Source organism: Streptomyces sp. NPDC005899, from assembly GCF_040629645.1.
GTDB lineage: Bacteria > Actinomycetota > Actinomycetes > Streptomycetales > Streptomycetaceae > Streptomyces.
The window spans coordinates 37,282-57,802 of the sequence record NZ_JBEXWB010000006.1 but is presented as its reverse complement, the minus strand read 5'-3'; the positions used below and the strand labels follow the sequence as shown (position 1 = coordinate 57,802).

General features: G+C 69.6%; 16 protein-coding genes. 6 read left to right on the top strand and 10 right to left on the bottom strand.

The features are described 5' to 3' along the window. Nucleotides 1-26: 26 nt before the first annotated feature. A complete protein-coding gene (locus ABZ371_RS01840; protein ID WP_358672609.1) occupies nucleotides 27-1,076 on the bottom strand; it encodes a terpene cyclase in 1,050 nt (349 codons plus the stop codon). A 294-nt stretch (nucleotides 1,077-1,370) separates the two neighbouring features. On the opposite strand from ABZ371_RS01840, the gene ABZ371_RS01835 reads away from it, so the two are divergent. From ABZ371_RS01835 to ABZ371_RS01815, 5 genes are all read left to right on the top strand, one after another. Beyond that, a complete protein-coding gene (locus ABZ371_RS01835) occupies nucleotides 1,371-2,837 on the top strand; it encodes a GuaB1 family IMP dehydrogenase-related protein (RefSeq protein WP_358672608.1) in 1,467 nt (488 codons plus the stop codon). Nucleotides 2,838-3,070: 233 nt separating this feature from the next. Next, nucleotides 3,071-4,531: an aldehyde dehydrogenase family protein gene (locus tag ABZ371_RS01830; RefSeq protein WP_358672607.1), complete on the top strand. Its 1,461-nt coding sequence runs from the start codon at nucleotides 3,071-3,073 to the stop codon at nucleotides 4,529-4,531. A 106-nt stretch (nucleotides 4,532-4,637) separates the two neighbouring features. Continuing rightward, entirely contained in the window at nucleotides 4,638-5,093 is a 456-nt protein-coding gene (locus ABZ371_RS01825; protein ID WP_358672606.1) for an Lrp/AsnC family transcriptional regulator, read from the top strand. A gap of 199 nt (nucleotides 5,094-5,292) precedes the next feature. After that, nucleotides 5,293-6,090, top strand: coding sequence for a carbon-nitrogen hydrolase family protein (locus ABZ371_RS01820; RefSeq protein ID WP_358672605.1), 798 nt, complete (start codon nucleotides 5,293-5,295; stop codon nucleotides 6,088-6,090). A 55-nt stretch (nucleotides 6,091-6,145) separates the two neighbouring features. Further along, the gene (locus ABZ371_RS01815; RefSeq protein WP_358672604.1) at nucleotides 6,146-7,837 is read left to right on the top strand and encodes an NAD(P)/FAD-dependent oxidoreductase; all 1,692 of its coding nucleotides are present in this window, start codon (nucleotides 6,146-6,148) and stop codon (nucleotides 7,835-7,837) included. Nucleotides 7,838-7,877: 40 nt separating this feature from the next. Here ABZ371_RS01815 and ABZ371_RS01810 read toward each other — a convergent pair whose 3' ends face one another. From ABZ371_RS01810 to ABZ371_RS01800, 3 genes are all read right to left on the bottom strand, one after another. After that, on the bottom strand, nucleotides 7,878-8,630 hold the full coding sequence (locus tag ABZ371_RS01810) for a DUF5995 family protein (RefSeq protein WP_358672603.1): 753 nt from the start codon (nucleotides 8,628-8,630) through the stop codon (nucleotides 7,878-7,880). A gap of 124 nt (nucleotides 8,631-8,754) precedes the next feature. Further along, nucleotides 8,755-10,149 carry a solute carrier family 23 protein gene (locus ABZ371_RS01805; protein WP_358672602.1) on the bottom strand — a complete coding sequence of 465 codons (1,395 nt, stop codon included), beginning with the start codon at nucleotides 10,147-10,149 and terminating at the stop codon, nucleotides 8,755-8,757. A gap of 117 nt (nucleotides 10,150-10,266) precedes the next feature. Continuing rightward, nucleotides 10,267-11,499 carry an MFS transporter gene (locus tag ABZ371_RS01800; protein WP_358672601.1) on the bottom strand — a complete coding sequence of 411 codons (1,233 nt, stop codon included), beginning with the start codon at nucleotides 11,497-11,499 and terminating at the stop codon, nucleotides 10,267-10,269. A gap of 135 nt (nucleotides 11,500-11,634) precedes the next feature. On the opposite strand from ABZ371_RS01800, the gene ABZ371_RS01795 reads away from it, so the two are divergent. Next, on the top strand, nucleotides 11,635-12,840 hold the full coding sequence (locus ABZ371_RS01795) for an ROK family transcriptional regulator (RefSeq protein ID WP_358672600.1): 1,206 nt from the start codon (nucleotides 11,635-11,637) through the stop codon (nucleotides 12,838-12,840). Between the two features lie 261 nt (nucleotides 12,841-13,101). Here ABZ371_RS01795 and ABZ371_RS01790 read toward each other — a convergent pair whose 3' ends face one another. The 6 genes from ABZ371_RS01790 to ABZ371_RS01765 all read right to left on the bottom strand — a co-directional run bounded on the left by ABZ371_RS01790 (nucleotide 13,102) and on the right by ABZ371_RS01765 (nucleotide 20,380). Next, nucleotides 13,102-13,539 carry a barstar family protein gene (locus ABZ371_RS01790; protein WP_358672599.1) on the bottom strand — a complete coding sequence of 146 codons (438 nt, stop codon included), beginning with the start codon at nucleotides 13,537-13,539 and terminating at the stop codon, nucleotides 13,102-13,104. Nucleotides 13,540-13,577: 38 nt separating this feature from the next. Then, on the bottom strand, nucleotides 13,578-18,254 hold the full coding sequence (locus ABZ371_RS01785) for a putative T7SS-secreted protein (RefSeq protein ID WP_358672598.1): 4,677 nt from the start codon (nucleotides 18,252-18,254) through the stop codon (nucleotides 13,578-13,580). Beyond that, on the bottom strand, nucleotides 18,254-18,901 hold the full coding sequence (locus ABZ371_RS01780; RefSeq protein ID WP_358672597.1) for a hypothetical protein: 648 nt from the start codon (nucleotides 18,899-18,901) through the stop codon (nucleotides 18,254-18,256). The genes ABZ371_RS01785 and ABZ371_RS01780 overlap by 1 nt, the downstream gene beginning before the upstream one ends. Beyond that, nucleotides 18,898-19,392, bottom strand: coding sequence for an SseB family protein (locus ABZ371_RS01775; protein ID WP_358672596.1), 495 nt, complete (start codon nucleotides 19,390-19,392; stop codon nucleotides 18,898-18,900). The genes ABZ371_RS01780 and ABZ371_RS01775 overlap by 4 nt, the downstream gene beginning before the upstream one ends. Before the next feature lie 68 nt (nucleotides 19,393-19,460). Next, on the bottom strand, nucleotides 19,461-19,781 hold the full coding sequence (locus ABZ371_RS01770; RefSeq protein WP_358672610.1) for an ATP-binding protein: 321 nt from the start codon (nucleotides 19,779-19,781) through the stop codon (nucleotides 19,461-19,463). After that, nucleotides 19,742-20,380, bottom strand: a complete 639-nt coding sequence (locus ABZ371_RS01765; protein ID WP_358672611.1) for a hypothetical protein — start codon at nucleotides 20,378-20,380, stop codon at nucleotides 19,742-19,744. The genes ABZ371_RS01770 and ABZ371_RS01765 overlap by 40 nt, the downstream gene beginning before the upstream one ends. Nucleotides 20,381-20,521 lie beyond the last annotated feature (141 nt).

The window sequence follows — 20,521 nt, the reverse complement described above, 5'->3', positions numbered from 1 at the left end:
CGTGCGGTGCCCGGCCTCCGCCGTGCTCAGCTCCGGGCACCGCCCCGGGCCGCCCGGTCCGTAGCCACCCCGAGGACGGTCTCCTCCAGATACGCCCCGGGCTCCGCGTGCTGGCTGACGTCCGCCGGGTTGTAGCGGGGGGTCTGCCGCGACCAGTCGAGATTGCCGCGCATCCAGCTCCGCATCCCGCCGAGGTAGGGGAGGAGCGTCCCCGACAGCTCGGGGTACAGGTCGAGCAGCTCGTCCTCGGCGGTGAGGAAGCGCTCGGTCTCGGCCGCGATCTCGGCGCACACGTGGTCGATCGCCTGCTGCTCGCCGTAGCCGCGGTGGTGGCGGACCAGGTGGACGAGATTGTGGATCTCCCCGAGGACCTGCTCCTTCTCGTAGGAGTAGACGTCGTTGGCCCAGCACACGACGTTGCACGAGGCCTCGAGCGCCGTGATGAACCGGGGGTCGTTGTGCACCGACTCGGGCGCCTCCACGCCGGCCACGATCTCGATCAGATCCATGCACACGTGGATCGCACCGGTGTGCCGGCGGTTGGCTATGTACGCCGCCTCGGAGGGCACCACGCCGTCGGCCCGGTTGCCGGCCTCCCAGGTCGTCGCGGTCGTCAGGTAGGTCATGAGGTGCCACGCGAAGCGGCTGCGCCAGTGCGGAGCCGCCCGTGCGGTCGTACGTTCCCACAGGTCCATCAGGGCGACGACGGCCGCGGGCAGCTCCTCGCCCGGGAGGGGGCCGGGGGCCGAGCCCTCCACCACCGCACGCATCCGGGCGACCACGTCGCGTACGCGCCCGGGGCTGCGGCCGAGGTGCCCGTCGTCGAGCTGGTCGTCGACGAGGAACAGCCAGACGAACCAGTCGGCGACGAGGTCCAGGTGCTCGGCGTCCGCCGTGGGATAGACCATGCCGACGAACGCGCCGAAGTCGGCCTGCTCGAAACGCTCCCTGGCGGACTCCCGGTGCACCAGGCCGGTGCGGCGCGTCCAGACGCCGAGGTGCTCACGGGTGTGATCCACGTGCGGGTTGCTCCGCTGCGGGAACGGGCAGTAGATGTCCGGCAGTTCGCTCTCCACAGTCGGATCCGAGTCCTTTCCGGTCAGACGCGTGGCAGGCCTTCCGTGCGCCGCCGCGCAGCGCTGCGGCCACCCGGGACCTGCGCATTCGAAGCTACCTGAGCCCCCGTCACCCGGTCCAGGGATCGTGATCGCGAATGGTCGAATCCTGTTCGGGTAAGGTCCCCTGGTAAGGCAGGTTCCACTTGCCCCGGCCCCCGGGACGCCTCTTCGGAGGAAGCGACGAACACGGGGGTGCATCGCTGTGTCTTCGTGGAAGCGACCTGCACCGTTTCGTATGAAAAAATGAGTGTTATGCGTTTTCTTGAGCCCGGCACCGGTCGTCACACGGCCTCTCCCTCGGTCCCCTACGACCTCACGTACGACGACGTCTTCATGGTCCCCGGCCGCTCCGCGGTCGGGTCCCGGCAGGCCGTGGACCTCTCCTCGCCCGACGGCACCGGCACCACCATCCCCCTCGTCGTCGCCAACATGACCGCCATCGCGGGCCGCCGGATGGCCGAGACGATCGCCCGCCGCGGCGGACTGGTGGTCATCCCCCAGGACATCCCGATCGAGGTCGTCACCGAGGTCATCGGCTGGGTCAAGACGCGCCACCTCGTCCTCGACACGCCGATCGTGCTGGCCCCCGGCCAGACCGTGGCCGACGCGCTCTCCCTGCTGCACAAGCGAGCCCACGGGGCGGGAGTCGTCGTCGACGCCGAGCACCGTCCCGTCGGCGTCGTCACCGACCACGACCTCGCGGGTGTCGACCGCTTCACCCAGCTCTCCGAGGTCATGTCCCGCGACCTGGTCGTGCTGGACGCGGACATCGACCCGCGCGACGCCTTCAACAAGCTCGACGGGGCCAACCGCAAGCTCGCCCCCGCGGTCGACGCGGACGGCAGGCTCGTCGGCATCCTCACCCGCAAGGCCGCGCTGCGGGCCACGCTGTACACCCCGGCCACCGACGCGGACGGCAAGCTGCGTATCGCCGCCGCCGTCGGTATCAACGGGGACGTGGCGGGCAAGGCCGAGCAGCTCCTGGACGCGGGCGTCGACACCCTCGTCGTGGACACCGCGCACGGACACCAGGAATCCATGATCGGCGCGGTCGCCGCGGTGCGGGCGCTCGACCCGCGCGTGCCCGTCGTCGCGGGCAACGTGGTCGCCGCCGAGGGCGTCCGCGACCTGATCGAGGCCGGCGCCGACATCGTCAAGGTGGGCGTCGGCCCCGGCGCCATGTGCACCACGCGGATGATGACCGGCGTCGGCAGGCCGCAGTTCTCCGCCGTCCTGGAGTGCGCCGCCGAGGCCCGCAGACACGGCAAGCACGTCTGGGCCGACGGCGGCGTCCGGCATCCGCGCGACGTCGCCATGGCGCTGGCCGCCGGCGCGTCCAACGTGATGATCGGCTCCTGGTTCGCGGGGACGTACGAATCGCCCGGCGACCTCCAGCAGTCCGCCGACGGCCGCTACTACAAGGAGTCCTTCGGCATGGCCTCGGCCCGCGCGGTGAAGAACCGCACGTCCGAGGAGTCCGCCTACGACCGGGCCCGCAAGGGGCTGTTCGAGGAGGGCATCTCCACGTCGCGGATGTTCCTCGACCCGGCACGCCCCGGCGTCGAGGACCTGGTCGACTCGATCATCGCCGGCGTTCGCTCCTCCTGCACCTACGCGGGCGCCGCCTCGCTCGAGGAGTTCGCCGAGAAGGCGATCGTCGGTGTGCAGAGCGCCGCCGGTTACGCGGAGGGCAAGCCGCTGCACGCCAGCTGGAGCTGACGGCCGCCTCCACGGGCTGCCAGGCACCGTCGACGCCCCTCCGCGGGCTGTCCCGCACCACCGGCGCCCCTCCCGGACCCTGCTCCGGGAGGGGCGCCGGCCTTGTACGCCCGATGACCGGGCATGACCGTTCGCCTTCTCTTTCCCGGCATCTTTGATCGGCTTCAACTCCGTTATTTGATAAGTAATATGAGCCGCAGTCAGCTGCCCGCCCCTCTGCGGTAAGGGAATCCATGTCCTCCTTCTTCACCGACCTGGCACAGCAGTACATCGACGGCGAGTGGAGGCCGGGGAAGGGGTCCTGGGACATCATCGACTTCAACCCCTACGACGGCGAGAAGCTCGCCTCGATCACCGTGGCCACGGCCGGCGAGGTCGACCAGGCCTACCGCGCGGCCGAGCGCGCCCAGCGGGAGTGGGCGGACACCAACCCGTACACCCGCCGTGCGGTGCTGGAGAAGGCGTTGCGCGTCGTGGAGGAGCGCGAGAGCGAGATCGGTGACGCGATCGTCGCCGAACTCGGCGGCACCCGGCTGAAGGCCGGCTTCGAGCTCCACCTGGCCAAGGAGTTCCTGCGTGAGGCGGCCCGTCTCGCGCTGCGGCCCGCCGGCCAGATCCTCCCGTCGCCGACCGACGGCAAGGAGAACCGCGTCTACCGGGTCCCCGTCGGCGTCGTCGGCGTCATCAGCCCCTTCAACTTCCCCTTCCTGCTGTCGCTCAAGTCGGTCGCGCCCGCCCTCGCCCTCGGGAACGCGGTGGTCCTCAAGCCGCACCAGAACACCCCGGTCTGCGGCGGCACGCTGCTGGCGAGGGTGTTCGAGGAGGCCGGTCTGCCCGCCGGGCTGCTGAACGTCGTGGTCACCGACATCGCGGAGATCGGTGACGCCCTGCTGGAGCACCCGGTCCCGCAGGTCATATCCTTCACCGGCTCCGACAAGGTGGGCCGCCACGTCGCGACGGTCTGCGCGGCCAACTTCAAGAAGGCCGTACTCGAACTCGGCGGCAACAGCGCGCTGATCGTCCTCGACGACGCCGACGTGGACTACGCCGTCGACGCGGCCGTGTTCAGCCGCTACATCCACCAGGGCCAGGTCTGCATGGCGGCCAACCGGATCCTGGTCGACCGTGCCGTGGAGCAGGAGTTCACCGAGAAGTTCGTGGCCAAGGTCGCCTCCCTGCGGGTGGGCGACCCGGCCGACCCCGCGACCCACATCGGTCCGCTGATCAACTCCTCACAGGCCGAGGCCATCTCCAAGCTGGTCGACCAGACCGTGGAGGCCGGCGCCACCGCGCTGCTGCACGGCACCGTCGACGGCAACCTGGTGGGCCCGTCCGTCCTGACCGGCATCGCCGACGGGTCTCCCGTGCTGCACCAGGAGATCTTCGGCCCCGTCGCCCTCCTCGTGCCCTTCGACGGCGAGGACGAGGCGGTCCGCATCGCCAACGACACTCCGTACGGGTTGAGCGGCGCGGTCCACACGGCGAACATCGAGCGCGGCGTCCAGGTGGGCAAGCGCATCCGGACCGGCATGATCCACATCAACGACGGCACGGTCCACGACGAGCCCGTCGTCCCCTTCGGCGGGGAGAAGGCCTCGGGCCTCGGGCGGCTGAACGGTGACGCGATGACCGAGGCCTTCACCACCCAGCAGTGGATCTCCGTACAGCACGGGCGTTCGCGCTTCCCCTTCTGACCGTCGCCCCGCGGTGTGCGCGCCCGGTGGGGGCGCCCATGGTCTACTTCGGGGGCGGCCCGCGCCGCCCCCGAACCGGCCCCCGCAGAGAAGTGACCCACCAGAAGTGCGCCTGAACGACCTCGACGAACGCATCGTCCACGCCCTCGCCGAAGACGCCCGCCGCTCCTACGCCGACATCGGGGCGCTCATCGGCCTGTCGGCACCCGCGGTGAAACGCCGGGTGGACCGCCTGCGCGCCGAGGGCGCCATCACCGGCTTCACCGTGCGCGTCGACCCGGCGGCGCTCGGCTGGGAGACCGAGGGGTTCATCGAGATCTTCTGCAGCCGCAACACCGCCCCCGACGCGATCAAGGACGGCCTCGCCCACTACCCGGAGGTCGCCGCCGCGTCCACGGTCACGGGGGACGCCGACGCGATCGTGCACGTCTTCGCCGCCGACATGCGGCACTTCGAGCAGGTGCTCGAACGGATCGCGGGCGAGCCCTACGTCGAGCGGACCAAGTCGGTACTCGTGCTCTCCCCGCTGCTGCGCCGGTACTCCTCGGGCCCGCCCGCCTGAGACCCGATCACGTCCGTGTGAGACCCAGATCACCCGCCTGACCTGCACGAGGACCGTACGCAACGAATCGCCGGGCAGGCGGGACGGAGCGCAACGGATCGACGGTGGACGCGCAACAGTCGCGCCTTGCCGGGGCTGACGGCCGCCCCGTACCGTCGATACGTCTCCCCACCCCGCCCGCACCGCCCCGAGGTCAGCCATGCCGCCGTTGCGCACCGCACTGCTCCAGAGCTCCGGACGACCCGGCTCCGTGGCGGGGAACCTCGCGGTGCTGGACGAGGCCGCCGGAAAGGCGGCGGAGGCGGGCGCGCGCCTCCTGGTCTGCCCGGAGATGTTCCTCACCGGGTACGCCGTCGGCGACGCCGTGCCCCGACTCGCCGAGCCCGCGGACGGCCCCGGGGCGGGCGCGGTCGCCGAGATCTGCGCCCGGCACGGTCTGGCCGTCCTGTACGGCTACCCGGAACGCGCCGGCGGACTGATCTTCAACGCGGCGCAGCTCATCGGCCCGGACGGTGCCGCGCTCGCCCACTACCGCAAGACCCACCTCTTCGGAGCGTTCGAGGAGAAGTGGTTCACCCCCGGTGAGCAGCCCGTCGTCCAGACCGAGCTGGACGGTGTCCGGATCGGCCTGCTGATCTGCTACGACGTCGAGTTCCCGGAGAACGTGCGGGCCCACGCCCTGGCCGGGACCGACCTGCTGCTGGTGCCCACCGCGCTGATGCACCCCTTCGCCTTCGTCGCCGAGTCCGTCGTGCCGGTGCGCGCCTTCGAGAACCAGATGTACGTCGCCTACGTCAACAGGACCGGCTCGGAGGGCGAGTTCGAGTTCACCGGACTGAGCTGCCTGGCCGGCCCCGACGGCACGGCCCGCGCCCGGGCCGGGCGCGGGGAGGAACTCGTCGTCGCCGCGGTCGACACCGCCCTCCTCGGTGCCTCGCGCGCGGCCAACCCCTACCTCGACGGCCGCCGCCCTCCGCTGTACCGCTCCCTCGTCTGAGCCGCCCGCCCCGTTCCCGCGTTCCCCGCGTCCGCCCGCAAGGAGTCCGTACCCCATGACGTCCACGGTGCCCAACGCCGTCCAGCACACCGACGCGCAGCCGCCGATCACCATGTTCGGACCGGACTTCCCCTACGCCTACGACGACTTCCTGGCCCACCCCGCGGGCATCGGCCAGATACCGGCGACCGAACACGGCGCCGAGGTCGCCGTCATCGGCGGAGGGCTGTCGGGCATCGTGGCGGCCTACGAACTGATGAAGATGGGCCTGAAGCCCGTCGTGTACGAGGCGGACCGGATCGGCGGCCGGCTGCGGACCGTCGGTTTCGAGGGCTGCGACCCCTCGCTGACCGCCGAGATGGGCGCCATGCGCTTCCCTCCGTCCTCCACGGCGCTCCAGCACTACATCGACCTCGTGGGCCTGGAGACAGAGCCGTTCCCCAACCCGCTCTCCCCGGCCACCCCCTCGACCGTCGTCGACCTGAAGGGCGAGTCCCACTACGCGAGGACGATCGACGACCTCCCGCAGGTCTACCGCGACGTCGCCGACGCGTGGAGCGCCTGCCTGGAGGAGGGCGCCGACTTCTCCGACATGAACCGCGCGATGCGCGAGCGGGACGTGCCCCGCATCCGGGAGATCTGGGCGAGGCTCGTCGAGAAGCTCGACAACCAGACCTTCTACGGCTTCCTCTGCGACTCCGAGGCCTTCCGGTCCTTCCGGCACCGCGAGATCTTCGGCCAGGTCGGCTTCGGCACGGGCGGCTGGGACACCGACTTCCCCAACTCCATCCTGGAGATCCTCCGGGTCGTCTACACGGAGGCCGACGACCACCACCGCGGGATCGTCGGCGGCAGCCAGCAGCTGCCGCTGCGGCTCTGGGAGCGGGAGCCGGGGAAGATCGTGCACTGGCCCCTCGGTACCTCGCTGGCCTCGCTGCACTGCGGCGAGCCGCGGCCCGCCGTGACCCGGCTCGACCGTACGGCCGGGAACCGGATCACGGTCACCGACGCCACCGGCGACATCCGGACCTACCGGGCCGCGGTCTTCACCGGGCAGTCCTGGCTGCTGCTGTCCAAGATCGCGTGCGACGACGCGCTCTTCCCGATCGACCACTGGACGGCGATGGAGCGCACCCACTACATGGAGTCCTCCAAGCTGTTCGTGCCCGTCGACCGGCCGTTCTGGCTGGACAAGGACGAGGTGACGGGCCGCGACACGATGTCCATGACGCTCACGGACCGGATGACCCGGGGCACGTACCTGCTGGACGACGGCCCCGGCAGGCCGGCCGTCATCTGCCTCTCGTACACCTGGTGCGACGACAGCCTGAAGTGGCTGCCGCTCTCCCCGAACGAGCGCATGGACGTGATGCTCAAGTCGCTCGGCGAGATCTATCCCGGTGTCGACATCCGCAAGCACGTCATCGGCAACCCGGTCACCGTCTCCTGGGAGAACGAACCCTGGTTCATGGGTGCGTTCAAGGCCAACCTGCCCGGCCACTACCGCTACCAGCGGCGGCTGTTCACCCACTTCATGCAGGACCGCCTGCCCGCCGACAAGCGGGGCCTGTTCCTCGCGGGTGACGACATCTCGTGGACGGCCGGCTGGGCCGAGGGCGCCGTGCAGACCGCCCTCAACGCCGTGTGGGGTGTGATGGCCCAGTTCGGGGGCGCCACGGACCCGACGAACCCCGGCCCGGGCGACGTCTTCGACGACATCGCACCGGTCGAACTGCCGGAGGACTGAGCCCGGCGGCCCGCCGCCTGGCGCGGGGGTGGGCCGCGGGTCAGCGGCAGGGGGTGAGCAGCAAGCGCCCCACCAGGCCGGCCCCCGCGTCCATCCGGGACCTGAACTCCTCGGCGAGAAGCGGCACGCCCCGCAGCCGCCACAGGACCCCGGCCGCCGTCCACGCGGCCTCGCGGGCCCGCTCCAGGCTCCAGACGCCCGCCAGGTGGGTCAGCGGGTCGGCCACCTCAAGCAGATCGGGGCCCGGCATCAGCTCGTCGCGGATCCGTTCCTCCAGCGTCGCCAGGAGATCGCCCACCCGTTCGAACTCCTCCTCCAGGTCGCGGGGGACGCAGTCCAAGGCACGGCAGGTGTCCACCACGGCCAGCGCCAGGTCATGGCCGATGTGGGCGTTGATGCCGGCGAGGGCGAACTGGAGGGGACCGAGCCCGGGGTGGCGGCGGTTCTCGAACAGGGGACGCCAGCACTCGGGCGGCCGCCCGCCCGCCGCGGCCGCGTCGACCGCCCTCAGGTAGTGCTCCGCGAAGCGCACGTCGAGTGCGGATCCGGCCGTGCGGTCGCCGAGGGCGCCGTCGCCCACCCGCGCCCCGACCGTCTCGGTGACCGTCAGATAGACCTGGTTGAACACCGCCACGCCGTCCCCGGGCGGCCAGCCGGAGCCCAGGCCGCGCATCCGCTCGATCACGGCGCCGAGATCGGTGGTCACGGCGCCGGCATCGGTGGTCACCGTGTCGGCTTCGGTCACCGTGCCGGCCGACCCGGCCGGACCCGCGCACTCCTCGAACCGGTTCATGGACGCAGCGTCCCAGCCGGAGGCCCCTCGCGGTGCCGACGGGCCGGAGCGTTCATCGGAACGGACGAACGTCCGGGCGCCGGGGACGGCCGGGGGAGGGGGCGGTGCCCCCGGCGGAGCCGGGTCAGGCCGTCCCGGTGGGCGGTTCCTCGTCGTACGTGGACGTGCCCGAGTCCAGCAGGGGTTCCTGGGTCTTGAGGTGGGCGGGGGCGAACGCCCGCAGGGCGTGGTAGCCGGTGATCACGACGAGGGTGCCCAGTGCGATGCCGCTCAGCTCGAAGTTGTCGGTGATCTTCAGGCTGACCCCGCCGACGCCGATGATGATGCCCGCGGCGGCGGGCACGAGGTTGAGCGGGTTGCGCAGGTCGACCTTGGCGTTCAGCCAGATCTGGGCGCCCAGCAGGCCGATCATCCCGTAGAGGATCACGGTGATGCCGCCCAGCACGCCGCCGGGGATCGCGGCGACGACCGCGCCGAACTTGGGGCAGAGGCCGAACAGCAGAGCGAAGAAGGCGGCCGCCCAGTAGGCGGCGGTGGAGTAGACCCGGGTCGCCGCCATGACCCCGATGTTCTCCGAGTACGTCGTGTTGGGCGGGCCGCCCACGGCGGTGGACAGCACGGAGGCGGCGCCGTCCGCCGCGATGGCGGTGCCCAGCTTGTCGTCCAGGGAGTCACCGGTCATCTCGCCGACGGCCTTCACATGACCGGCGTTCTCGGCGATCAGGGCGATCACGACCGGCAGCGCCACCAGGATCGCGGACCATTCGAAGCTCGGCCCGTGGAAGGACGGCAGTCCGAGCCAGTCGGCGTCCGCCACACCGGACAGGTCCAGGCGCCAGTGGTCGACGGCCTCGGCCCCGCCGGCCGGCGAGTGGATCCTGCCGAACACCAGGTCGAGCACCCAGGACAGGACGTACCCGAAGACGAGCCCCAGGAAGATCGCGATGCGGGAGAAGAACCCGCGCAGGCAGACGACCGCCAGCCCGGTGAAGAGCATGACCAGCAGAGCCGTCCACTGGTCCTGGGGCCAGTAGGTCGACGCGGTGACCGGTGCCAGGTTGAAACCGATCAGCATGACGACGGCGCCGGTCACCACGGGCGGCATGGCCGCGTGGATGATCCGCGCGCCGAACCGCTGAACGATGAGCCCCACCACGAACAGCACGGCGCCCACCACCAGCACCGCGCCCGTGACGGTGGCACTGGTGCCACCGCTTGCCCGGATCGTGGCGGCGACACCCACGAAGGAGAGCGAGCACCCCAGATAGCTGGGCACCCTGCCGCGCGTCGACAGCAGGAAGATGGCGGTCGCGACGCCGGACATCATGATCGCGAGGTTGGGATCCAGGCCCATCAGGACCGGTGCGACGAAGGACGCGCCGAACATGGCGACCACGTGCTGGGCGCCGAGCCCGAAGGTGCGGGGCCAGGAGAGCCGCTCGTCGGGGCGTACGACGGCCCCCGGAGCGGGAGTCCTCCCGTCGCCGTGCAAGGTCCAGCGCACGCCGAGGCCGCCCATGGTCGCTCCCTGTCGGTGTGTGCGAAGTGCCCACCCTGGTGTTCACCCGCGGAAAAAGATCAGCGCCATGCTAGTGCCGCGACGCCGTGACCTCGCGCTCGACCCCGTCGCCCGTGCTCAGTCCGAGGCGGCCGGACTCCCGGCCGGCACCGGCGCCGGTGCGCCGCCCTCCGTGACTTTGCGGTCGCCCGCCCGCAACACCCCGGCGCCCAGCACCAGGCCGAACGCCAGCACCGTCACCAGGCCGAAGGACACGAGCAGCGAGGTCGCCTCGGCCAGCGACCCGATCGCGGACGGGGCGATCAGACCGGAGGTGTACGTGATGGTGGCCACACCCGCGATGGCCCGGCTCGGGTTCGGCCCGCTGCGCCCCGCGGCCGCGAACGCCAGCGGCACGACGACCGCGACACCCAGTCCGAGCAGTCCGAAGCCGCAGAGCGCCAGCGCCGTGTTCGGCGACAGGACCACCAGCAACCCGCCCGCCGTGGCCAGGACCCCGCCCACGCGCACGGTCCGTACCGCCCCGAACCGGTCGACGACCTTGTCGCCGGCGATGCGGGCCACGGCCATCGTCAGGGCGAACGCCGTGGTCGACGCCGCCGCCAGGCCGGCCGAGCTGCCCATGACATCCCTCAGGTAGACCGCCGACCAGTCCATGCTGGCTCCCTCGGCGAACACCGCGCAGAAGCCGACCGCGCCGATCACCAGGGCTGACTTCGGAGGGAGCGTGAAGCGGGGCGGCGGCTCCTCGTCCGGTTCGCTGCGCAGGTCCAGTACGCCCCCGCAGGCGACGAGGCCGAGCGCCGTCAGCACCAGCGCGGCCACCGTGTGGTGCAGCCGGGCGTCGGCGCCGACGTGAGCGGCGACCGTGCCGGCGGCCGAGCCGATCAGCGCCCCCACGCTCCACATGCCGTGGAGCCCGGACATGATCGACCTGTCGAGCCGGTTCTCCACCTCGACGCCCAGCGCGTTCATCGCGACGTCCGACATGCCGGCGCTCGCCCCGTACACGAAGAGCGCTCCGCAGAGCGTGGGGAGGTTCGGGGCGACGGCGGGCAGGACCAGCGACAGCGTCCAGAGGGCCAGCAGCCCGCGCAGGGCCGTCCGGGCGCCGAAGCGGTGGCTGACCCGGCCGGCGAGCGGCATGGCCAGCGAGGCGCCGATGGCCGGGAAGGCGAGGGCGAGCCCCAGTTGTCCGGCGCTGACCGATGCGTGGTCCTGGATCCACGGCACGCGGGTCGCGAAGCTGCCGGTCACCGCCCCGTGCACGGCGAAGACCGCGGCCACCGCGTACCTCGCCCGCCTGACCTGCTCCCTACCGAAGACCGGAACCGTTGTCTCCGTCGTCATGCGCCGTGACCTCCCCTGGACAGTGTGACCCCCGGCAGCCCGGACGTCCGGATGACGGTGCGGGCGTAAACTATCAGGAACCCTGCCTGATAAATACCGTGCGGGCGGACCGCAGTGATCTGGAAGGATCCCCGCATGCCCGCATCCCCGAGCACCGCCCGGGCCATCAACGACCGGCTCGCCCTGCGACTGCTCCAGCAGGACGGCCCGTTGACGGCCACGCAGCTCAAGACCCTGACCGGACTCTCCCGGCCCACCGTCGCCGACCTGGTGGAACGGCTCCAGGAAGCCGGACTCGTCCGGGTGGTGGGCGAGAGCGGAACCCAGCGGCGCGGCCCCAACGCCCGCCTGTACGGGATCGCCGCCGACCGGGCCCACCTGGCCGCTCTCGACGTACGGACCGACAGCGTCGCCGTGGTCGTCGCGGACCTGCTCGGTGCCACGCTGGCGGAAGCCACCTCGCCGATCGGCGGCGACGCCGGGATCCGGCCCGCCGTCGAACAGGCCGTGGCCATGGTGGAACGGACCGCCCGCGCGGCCGGCACCGCGCCGCTGCACAGCGTCGCCATCGGCGCGCCGGGGCTGATCGACCCGGTCTCCGGCGAACTCCGGGACACCGCCGGACTGCCGGCCTGGCACCGGGGCCTGGTCAAGGAGCTCCAGCGGCGGCTGCCCGCGACGGTCGTCGTCGAGAACGAGACCAACCTGGCCGCCGTGGCCGAACACCGCACCGGGGCGGCCCTCGACCGGGACACCTTCGCCCTGCTCTGGCTGGGGCACGGCATCGGAGCCGCGGTCATGCTGGACGGGGTCCTGCGGCGGGGCGCGTCCGGAGGCGCGGGTGAGATCGGCTTCCTGCCGGTGCCCGGCACACGGGGCGTTCCCTCGGCCGTCAACTGCGACGGCGGATTCCACTCGCTGGCCGGTTCGGTCGCCGTCTGCGAGCTGGCGGCGGCCCACGGGATCGAGGTGCGGGTCCCGGCCGGAGCGGAGAGCGGGGGACGGGAACAGCACCCGGCCGCCGCGTTCGCCGTGCAGGCGGCGGTGGCCGACGGCGGGCCCCGGGGCGAGGCGTTCCTCGCCGCGCTCGCCGACCGGATCGCCCTCGGGGCGGCCTCCGTCGTCGCGGTCCTGGACCCGGGGTGTGTGGTCCTGGCGGGCGAGGTCGGCCGGGCGGGCGGCGACACCCTCGCGTCCCGGGTCGAGGAGCGGCTCGCCCGGCTGTCCCCGCTGGCGACGGAGGTCAGAGCCGGGCGCCTGGGCGGCGGAGCGGTCCTGCGCGGCGCGGTCCTCGCGGCCCGCGAGGCGGCGCAGGAGGTGCTGTTCGCGCCGGGGGGGTGAGGGGGCGGGTATCTGCCGGTGGCGCGGGGACCGGCTCGCCCCCGGCCGCTTGCACTCCGCCGACCTGCGGTTGGCCGACACTATGGACCAGCCGGTCCCCCGTCGCGCAGATAACCCAGCAGATGAGGTACCCGGTGCAGGGCGACGACTGTCTTGCCGGTGCCCGGGCCGCCGGTGACCTGGGTGGGGCCTGAGTGCGAGGGCCGGTAGGCGGTTGAGCGAGGGGATGTCACTTTCCGGTCACCGGACAGCAGCGCTGGGTCAGGCCTGCTTCTGAAGTTCGACGAGACTGCTCGCGACGGTTGACACTGCCTCCTCGCCGCACGACAGGACGACACAGAATTTGCTGAGCGTGATTCCTTCGGGCCGCTTGGTGTAAGACCATCGTTGACCGGCTCGGTAGAGGGCTTTGAAGAACTCCTTGCGAGCGGCGTCATCCTCGGAAAGTGCACGCTCGGCTGATTCGATGATCAGAATGTGGTAGTCCGAAGAGAGCCAATGAAGGTCTCGAAGGCAGTCGTAGAAAGCGTGCCAGTTCCACCCGAAATATTCAGGGAACTTCAGTCTCTCCCAGAAATTTTGAAAAGCCGACAACTCTTCAGGCATGTCTGCGCCGTTGAGGCGTGCCACATAAACGCTACCCGAAGTGGGCAGGAGTTGATCAAGATCCAGGCTGGCGCCTGGTGTGATGATGTGCATCCATGGGGCGATAAGGATCGCCCGTTCTTCGTCTCTCATTAATGCACCCATTCAGGGCTTCTGCCCACGATGTACGTCTGGTAGTGAGTCGGGGTGTAATAGGCGGACCTGTCGCTTCCGAATACCCACCGCTCGCCGCCTGGCTTGGGATTATCCGGTGATGGATAGGTTCCATATTCTTGGTAGGTGATCGGATTTCCCGACGGGTCATGGGTGGGAAGTTGGTAGCCACCCTTCGCGCCGCTGTTTTCGAATGGCTCAGTCCACCATTTCGGTCCGTGGAATCCTGGCCCGCCCCACCACGCGAAGTTGTGCTTCCCCATGTCTCTAAGGACCTGCATCGACTCCTTAGGGATGGAATTCGGGACCCATCCCGGAGTATTGGCGACGTCTCCCAAGCTGGATCCAGGCATGAAGGTCTTGCAGCCTGAAAGCCCCAGGGGGTCAGCCCAGGTGTGAGGGTTGGGAACATAAGCTGCAGGGTTAGGTGCTGGGCCGAGGCCCAGGGGGTCAGGGCTGAGGTAGTGGGCGGTTTCGGGCTCGTAGTAGCGGAAGTGATTGTAGTGGAGGCCCGTTTCTGGGTCGAAGTACTGGCCCGGGAAGCGAAGGGGCGTGTAGGTGGTGCTGGTGGATGCCCAGGATGTGGTGCCCCAGAGAGTGCTCCGGGTGTGCCATGCCAGCAGACCGGAATCGTCGACCAGTTCTGTCGGAGTGCCTACCAGGTCGGTGATGATCGCGAAGAACCGGCTGTCTACAAGCTCCTGGGGCGCTTCTCGGTTGAAGAGGCATTCTCTTTGAGTAAGCGGCTGGAGGCCCCTGTGGTCCCAGGTGAGAGCTACCAGATGAGGCAATGCCGGTGACTCCGTCGTCTGCTCGCAAAGAGTCGTGGCATCCCAGGTGAACGTGACTTGTTCGAGGACGGTCGTGCCGTCGGCAGCGAGACGTTGTTTGGATGTGCGTCGGCCGAGCGCATCGTAGGCGTAGCGCCACATCGCGCCCTCAGGGGTGGACACCGAGCGCAAGCGGTCTTCGGCGTCCCAGTCGTAGTGCCAGGTGTCCGGCTTGCGAGACAGACGGGTCTTCTGCCGTGAGGTGATGCGGCCCAATGCGTCGTGTTCGTAGACGGTCCTGCCCGCGCGGCTGATCCCCGTGCCCGTGTAGCTACGGGGACCCGCAGATTCCTGTCCGGGGTGCGGGGCCTGCCAAAAGGCGTCCGTCTGGTTGCCCGCCTCGTCGTAGGCGTACCGCTCGGTCCACTCCATCGAGTGGACCGAGGTGGCCCGGCCGATCAGGTCCAAGTCGAAGGTTATCGAGCCCGAGCGCTGGTCGTCCACGCCGATGAGATTGCCATCTGCGCGGTATGCGTAGTCACGGCGCTGGATGCTGCGGCCCGCACCCATGGCATGTTGGGTAATGAGACGACCTGCGCGGTCGTAGCGGGACACCAGTAAGACCGTGTCGCCAATCCTGCGGGTGGTCTCCTGGCCGATCGCGTCGTATGCGAAGGCCATGGTGCGGCCGGACGCAGTCAGCGAGGTACGACGGCCAGCCGGGTCGTAAGCCCAGGTGCTGACTGCCCCCGTGGGGGTCGTTCGACTCGTCCGGCGGCCGAGATCGTCGTACTCGTACGCCGTTGTCCGACCGTTGACGGTCTCAGACCTGAGGCGGCCGTACCGGTCGCGGAGGAGTGTGATCGTCGCGTCCGAGTTCACGGCTTCCGCGAGTTGGTCCGCGAAGTCGTACGCGAAGGTCGTCACGGCCCCTGCGGCGTCCTTGCGGACAACACGGTCCAGCTCGTCCCGTTCGTAACGGATGACTTGGCCCAGTGCGTTCGTTCGGGAGACGAGACGCCCCGCCGCGTCCCTCTCGTACGTCAGCGTCCGATCGTCGAAGTCGGTTTCCGATATGAGTCGGCCGACCGGGTCATACCTGTATTCCCACGTCAGCCCCTGGGGGCTGGTGACCTGTATGCGGTTGAGATTTGTGTCGTGGCTGAACTCGTGGCGGACAGCGCCCGGACCCGTGCGGGCGGTGAGGAGATCAAAATCGGTGTACTCGAAAGTAGTGACTCCGCCGACAGGATCCGAATGGCTGAGGCAGTTACCTTCACCGTCGAATGTCCATGACTGCATGCTCCCATCCGCCTCGGCACGGCGGGAGAGTTTTCCCTCGACCGTCCATTCCAGGCGCGTGACGGCCCCCAGCGGATCGGTGATCGACACAGGTCGACCGAAGGCATCGCGCTCGCAGCGTGTGATGTTCCCCAGCGGATCAGTGATGGCCAGAGAGAGGCCCGCCTCATCGGAGGCCACAGACGAAGTGTGCCCGCGCGCATCCGTGATGGAGGTGAGGCAGCCGGTATCGTCATAGGTGAAGTGGGTGGTTGCACCGGACGGCTCCGTGACCGATGTCCGGTTGCCGCGGCGATCGAAAGTCTGACGCGTGATGTTGGCGTCGGTGCCGACCGACCGGACCATGAACCCGCGCTCGTCGTAATCGGCCCGGACCTGACGGCCGTCGGCCCGTTCCGCGACGGTGAGGCGGCCGTGCTCGTCGAATGTGTAGCGGCTTACGCGGCCGAGTGGGTCCGTCCGGGACACCAGGTGGTGGTAGCGGTCGTGCTCGAAGCGGGTGATCGCACCCAGGGGGTCGATCTCGGCGACGACCTGGGAGTGGTCGTTGATTACATATCGCGTGGTGTGGCCGAGGCTGTCCGTCATGGATGTCATGCGCAGGCCGGTGGCTGGGGCGGTGTCGTCCCAGGTGAAGCTGGCTTCGAGGTAACCGTTGGTGCCGGCCTGGTACACGCAGCGGTCGTGTTCGTCGTAGACGTACTCATACCGGCTGTTGTTGGTGTCCGTCCATGCGGTGATGCGCCCGAGTTCGTCGCAGTCGAAGCGCAGAGGTTTGCCCGATGAGTTGGTGACCGTGGTGAGGTGGCCGTCGGTGTAGCCGTAGCGGAGGATCTCCTGGTCGGTGCCGTCGGGGGCGGCGCCTGCCAGGTGCAGGGCGGTGACTCTGCCCTCGCGCGTGGTGAGCTTCAGGTGGTAACCGCCGTGGTGCACGATCGAGGTCGGAGCACCCGCCTCGTCGTACTCGAAGGCGATCCAGCGGCCGTTGCGGTCGTCGATATGGGCCAGAAGCGCCAGCTCCCCAGCGGGCTGGTCGACGAAGTGGCGGACCTGGCCGGTTTCCGGATCAGTGATGGTGTAGCCGTCACCCACCCGGTCCAGGGGCCAGCGCCGACCGTGTGTGGGCATGACGGGGGCGCCAGGTGCGGGATGCGGATAGGCGAGCAGGCTGCCCTCGCTGCAGCTGAAGACCACGCCTTCCGCGTCGATCTCCAGGCGCTGGTCGACCGTGCTCGACCAGCCCGTGCCGAACCAGCGGCCGGCGCGGTGCGAGGAGTCGAAGACGCGCTCGAAGACCAGGGGCAGCGATCCCGGCAGCACGATGTCCGTCTGCGGGAGCAGCATGCGCCCGGTCGCGACGTCCACGGGGTCTCCGGCGCACTTGACGTCGCCGCACTTCTTGGCGTTGGACTCGGGGTTCCTCTCGTGCCCCTGCCGATTCTTGCCCTTGGGGCGTTCGAGCAGGTCCTTCATTCCGGCTCGAAGGCCGCCCTTGAGCAGGCCACCGCCCTTGGTGCCGACGAGTTCGGGGACGAGTCGGCCGATAAATTCGGAGGGGTCGCCCTTGGCCGCGTCCCAGGCGTTCTTCAACGTGCGGTCGGGGTTGGCGGCGCTGGAGACGAGGCCGGCGAGCGTCATGTTGACGCCCTTGTAGTACTCGGCCGGGTGCGTCAGGTTGTACGGGTCGGTCGGATTGACCGAGCGTACGAAGTTCACCAGGCCCGCGGTGCCCTTGACGACACCACCACCGAAGTGCGCCAGCTCGATGCCCTGGCCCACACCGTAGTCGTAGAACTCCTGCTTGGCCCGGTCCAGACCGGTGGGTTCCTTCGGAGCGTGCGCCATCGCGGCCGTGATCGCACCCTTGGCCGCTTCGGCTGCCTCGTCGCGCGCCCGCCGGGCACCCTGGAGGATCTCCTGGGCATGCTGGCGCTTGGCCGCGCCCGGGTCGGTGAACGTTCCCGGATGCGGTTGGGGGTGGTCGGTGTTGCGGACCGCGTTGTACGCCTCCGCCTTCTCCTTATAGGCGGAGGCAGCGGTTTCGTAGTCCTGCTTGCCCTCCTTGTAGAGGGCGATCGCCTCACCGGCCTTGGCCTGCGCGCTGGTGACCGTCCCGGCGTACGTCTCCAGCGACGTGGCCGCGTCCTCGAACGCATCGGCCGCGCGCAGCCAGTCGGTCGGAAGGGTCTGAAACCTGGCGCGGAAGGCGTCGGCAGCCTCACCCCTCCAGTGCCCGGAGTCGAGCTTCCTCATCCCGCCACCGACGAGATCGAATGCCTTTTGGAAGTCCCGGAGGTTCTTCACCGCCGCGCTGATCTTGTCCGGCCGGCCGTGGATCAACTCGTTCACATCTTCGGTCTGCCCGAGCTGCTGCTCTCCGACATCCGCACCCAGCGAGGAGGCGGTCTCATCACCCCAGTCCTCAACCTTGTCAGCCCACTCATCGGCACCGACCTTCTCCAGACCCGAGCCGAGCACATCGGTGCCCTTGTCGATGCCGGTGCCGACGACCTCCTTACCCTTGTCGACCAGATCACCCGCCCCGTCGTAAAGAGCGTCGCCCCACTTCCCCCAGTCCACCATCAGCGACTCTCCCCCCACCGCGGCTGCCCAGCCTGATCGATCGTCTCCTGCGACGGATCCAACTGCTCCCGCATCCGCTCATCCGCCGCAGCCCGCACCGCCGGGTCCATCAGCCCGTTGCGCTCCATGGAATCGAGGGCTGCGTCCTCCGCGTCGTACGCGGTGTTCTTCCAGGTCTGGTTCACCTCGTCCTGGGCCTGACTCATCGACTCCCAGCTGTAATCCGGGTCGTCGTACGCGGACTGCGCACGGATCGTGTCCCAGCCCATCGCCTTGACCTCGTCCTCGGACGCATGAGGATTCCCGTTCAAGGAGTTCACACCGATCTTGAACGAGTCCTTGATGTACTGCTCCTGCTCCGCGAACGAACCCGCCGACAGGCCGACCCCGAGGGCGAAGCCGTTGCCCTTCTGCGTCAGGGCCCGCACACCCCACTCCCAGCGGTTGCAGAACGTCTCGAACTCCGACGTCAGCCCGCCATGCCCCAACTCCAGCCCCGACAAGGCCAGATCCGAAAACCCCCGACCCGTCGACGCCTGGCCGATCATGCCGAGATCCTTCAGCTCCGCATGCGCCAGATCAATCCCCTTCGCGATCTCCGCCAGCGCCTCCGGCGGGATCTGAAGATCAGCGTTCTCCCCGCTCACCGCGTCCCCCCGAGATCCACCGCGACCGCGTCCGGCACAATGCCCGCCACCGGCGGAAACAACATCCCGCCGCTCAAGCTGCCGGCATCAAGCGCCACCCCCGCCGGCCCCGGCAGCAACGGCACCATCACATCCAGCAACCTCGCACCGAGAACGGACTGGTACGCCCATTCCCGCCCGGTTTTACCACGTGCCGAGGCGAAACGGGCCAACGCCTCCTCATCCGAGAAGGCACAGATCCACCGCACTCCGTTCTGCTCCGCAGACCACAGATCCCCGGCCTCATCCAGCGGCACCAGCACCGCCGTACGCCGGAACTCACCCAGTAGGACTGCGAACTCCCGTCGGGCCGTACGCACCCGTTGCTGTTCCGCCTCCACCGAGGTCGCTACGGGCCCTCGCCCGGGAAGCGGTGCTGAAAGAAGATCAAGGTCCGCCAGCCGTGACCGCCTGCGCTGTTGCTCCGGTATCCCGTCCCCACCCGTGGTCATGCCAAGGATCATCACACGCACGCATTTTCGAGTGCAACGTGACATCACCTACTGACTGAATCCTGCGTCTACGAGCACGGGGAGACGTCCAGGACCGCCCACACCGTCTTGCCCGGCCCGTCCGCGCAGAGGTACCAGCCCCGGCGATCGGCGAGGGCGGGCACCAACAGGAGGCCGCGGCCGCCTTCCTGATCGGGCGGGGCCGGGTGGGTGGGGGTCGGGAGGCACTCGCCCCGGGTGTCGGTGACCTCGATGCGGACGGCCGTGCCCTCGGCGGAGAGGCGGAGGCGGAAATTGCGGCCGGACGCGTGACCGTGACGCACCGCCTTGCTGCTGAGTTCGCCGACGGTCAGCAACAACGCGTGATGCGCGTCGCTCCCGTACGGGATGCCCCAGGCGTTGAGGCGCTCGCCGGCCAGGCGCCGAGCGAGACGGGCGCCGCGCGTGGGTGGAACTGAAACGCGTTGTGAAGTGGTGCCAGGAAAATTGGGTGTGAGGGGCGCGCGTCGAGCCAACAAATGTTCGCGTCACGCGTGATGAGGTCGACAGACAGACGCGTGCCCTTGTTCTGGGTGGCCGCTGCACGGACGTATCGCACCTGGTCGATCGAGATATCAGCACGGATTTCGGCTTGCTCGAGGAATGCACTTGTCCTGGCCGTGATGACGCGGCGATCCGTGATGGCGACCAGTGTGTTCGCCGCAGTCTTGTCCCTTGCCGCTGCGAACTTCTCCTTGGCCCCGCTGAAGATCGCAGACACGGGACCGAGTGCATCGAGCTGATCGGCGAAGCCGAGGACACGTAGGGCCTCGCCGTCATCGAGGAGCCGTCGCAGGATGCGAAGGTACGGATCGAGAACCAGCGATTCGGGTGCGCAGACGACGCCCGGAGCAACCAGCGGAGGGACCGGCGGACGGAGAGCGTCGGCGAGAGGCTCGATCGCCTCCAGGAGGCGGGCTGGTGTCACCGAGGTGCGCTGCGTGGGCATGGCGGGTGATGCGGGCGCGGGAGCGGGCGGCGTCGGGGGAGCGGTGGGCTCAGGTGTGGTGGCGGGTGGTGCGGTCGCCCGCGGGGATGAGGTCGGTGCGGTATCGCTGGGCGGTGGGGGAGCGGGCGCCACTTCCGCAAT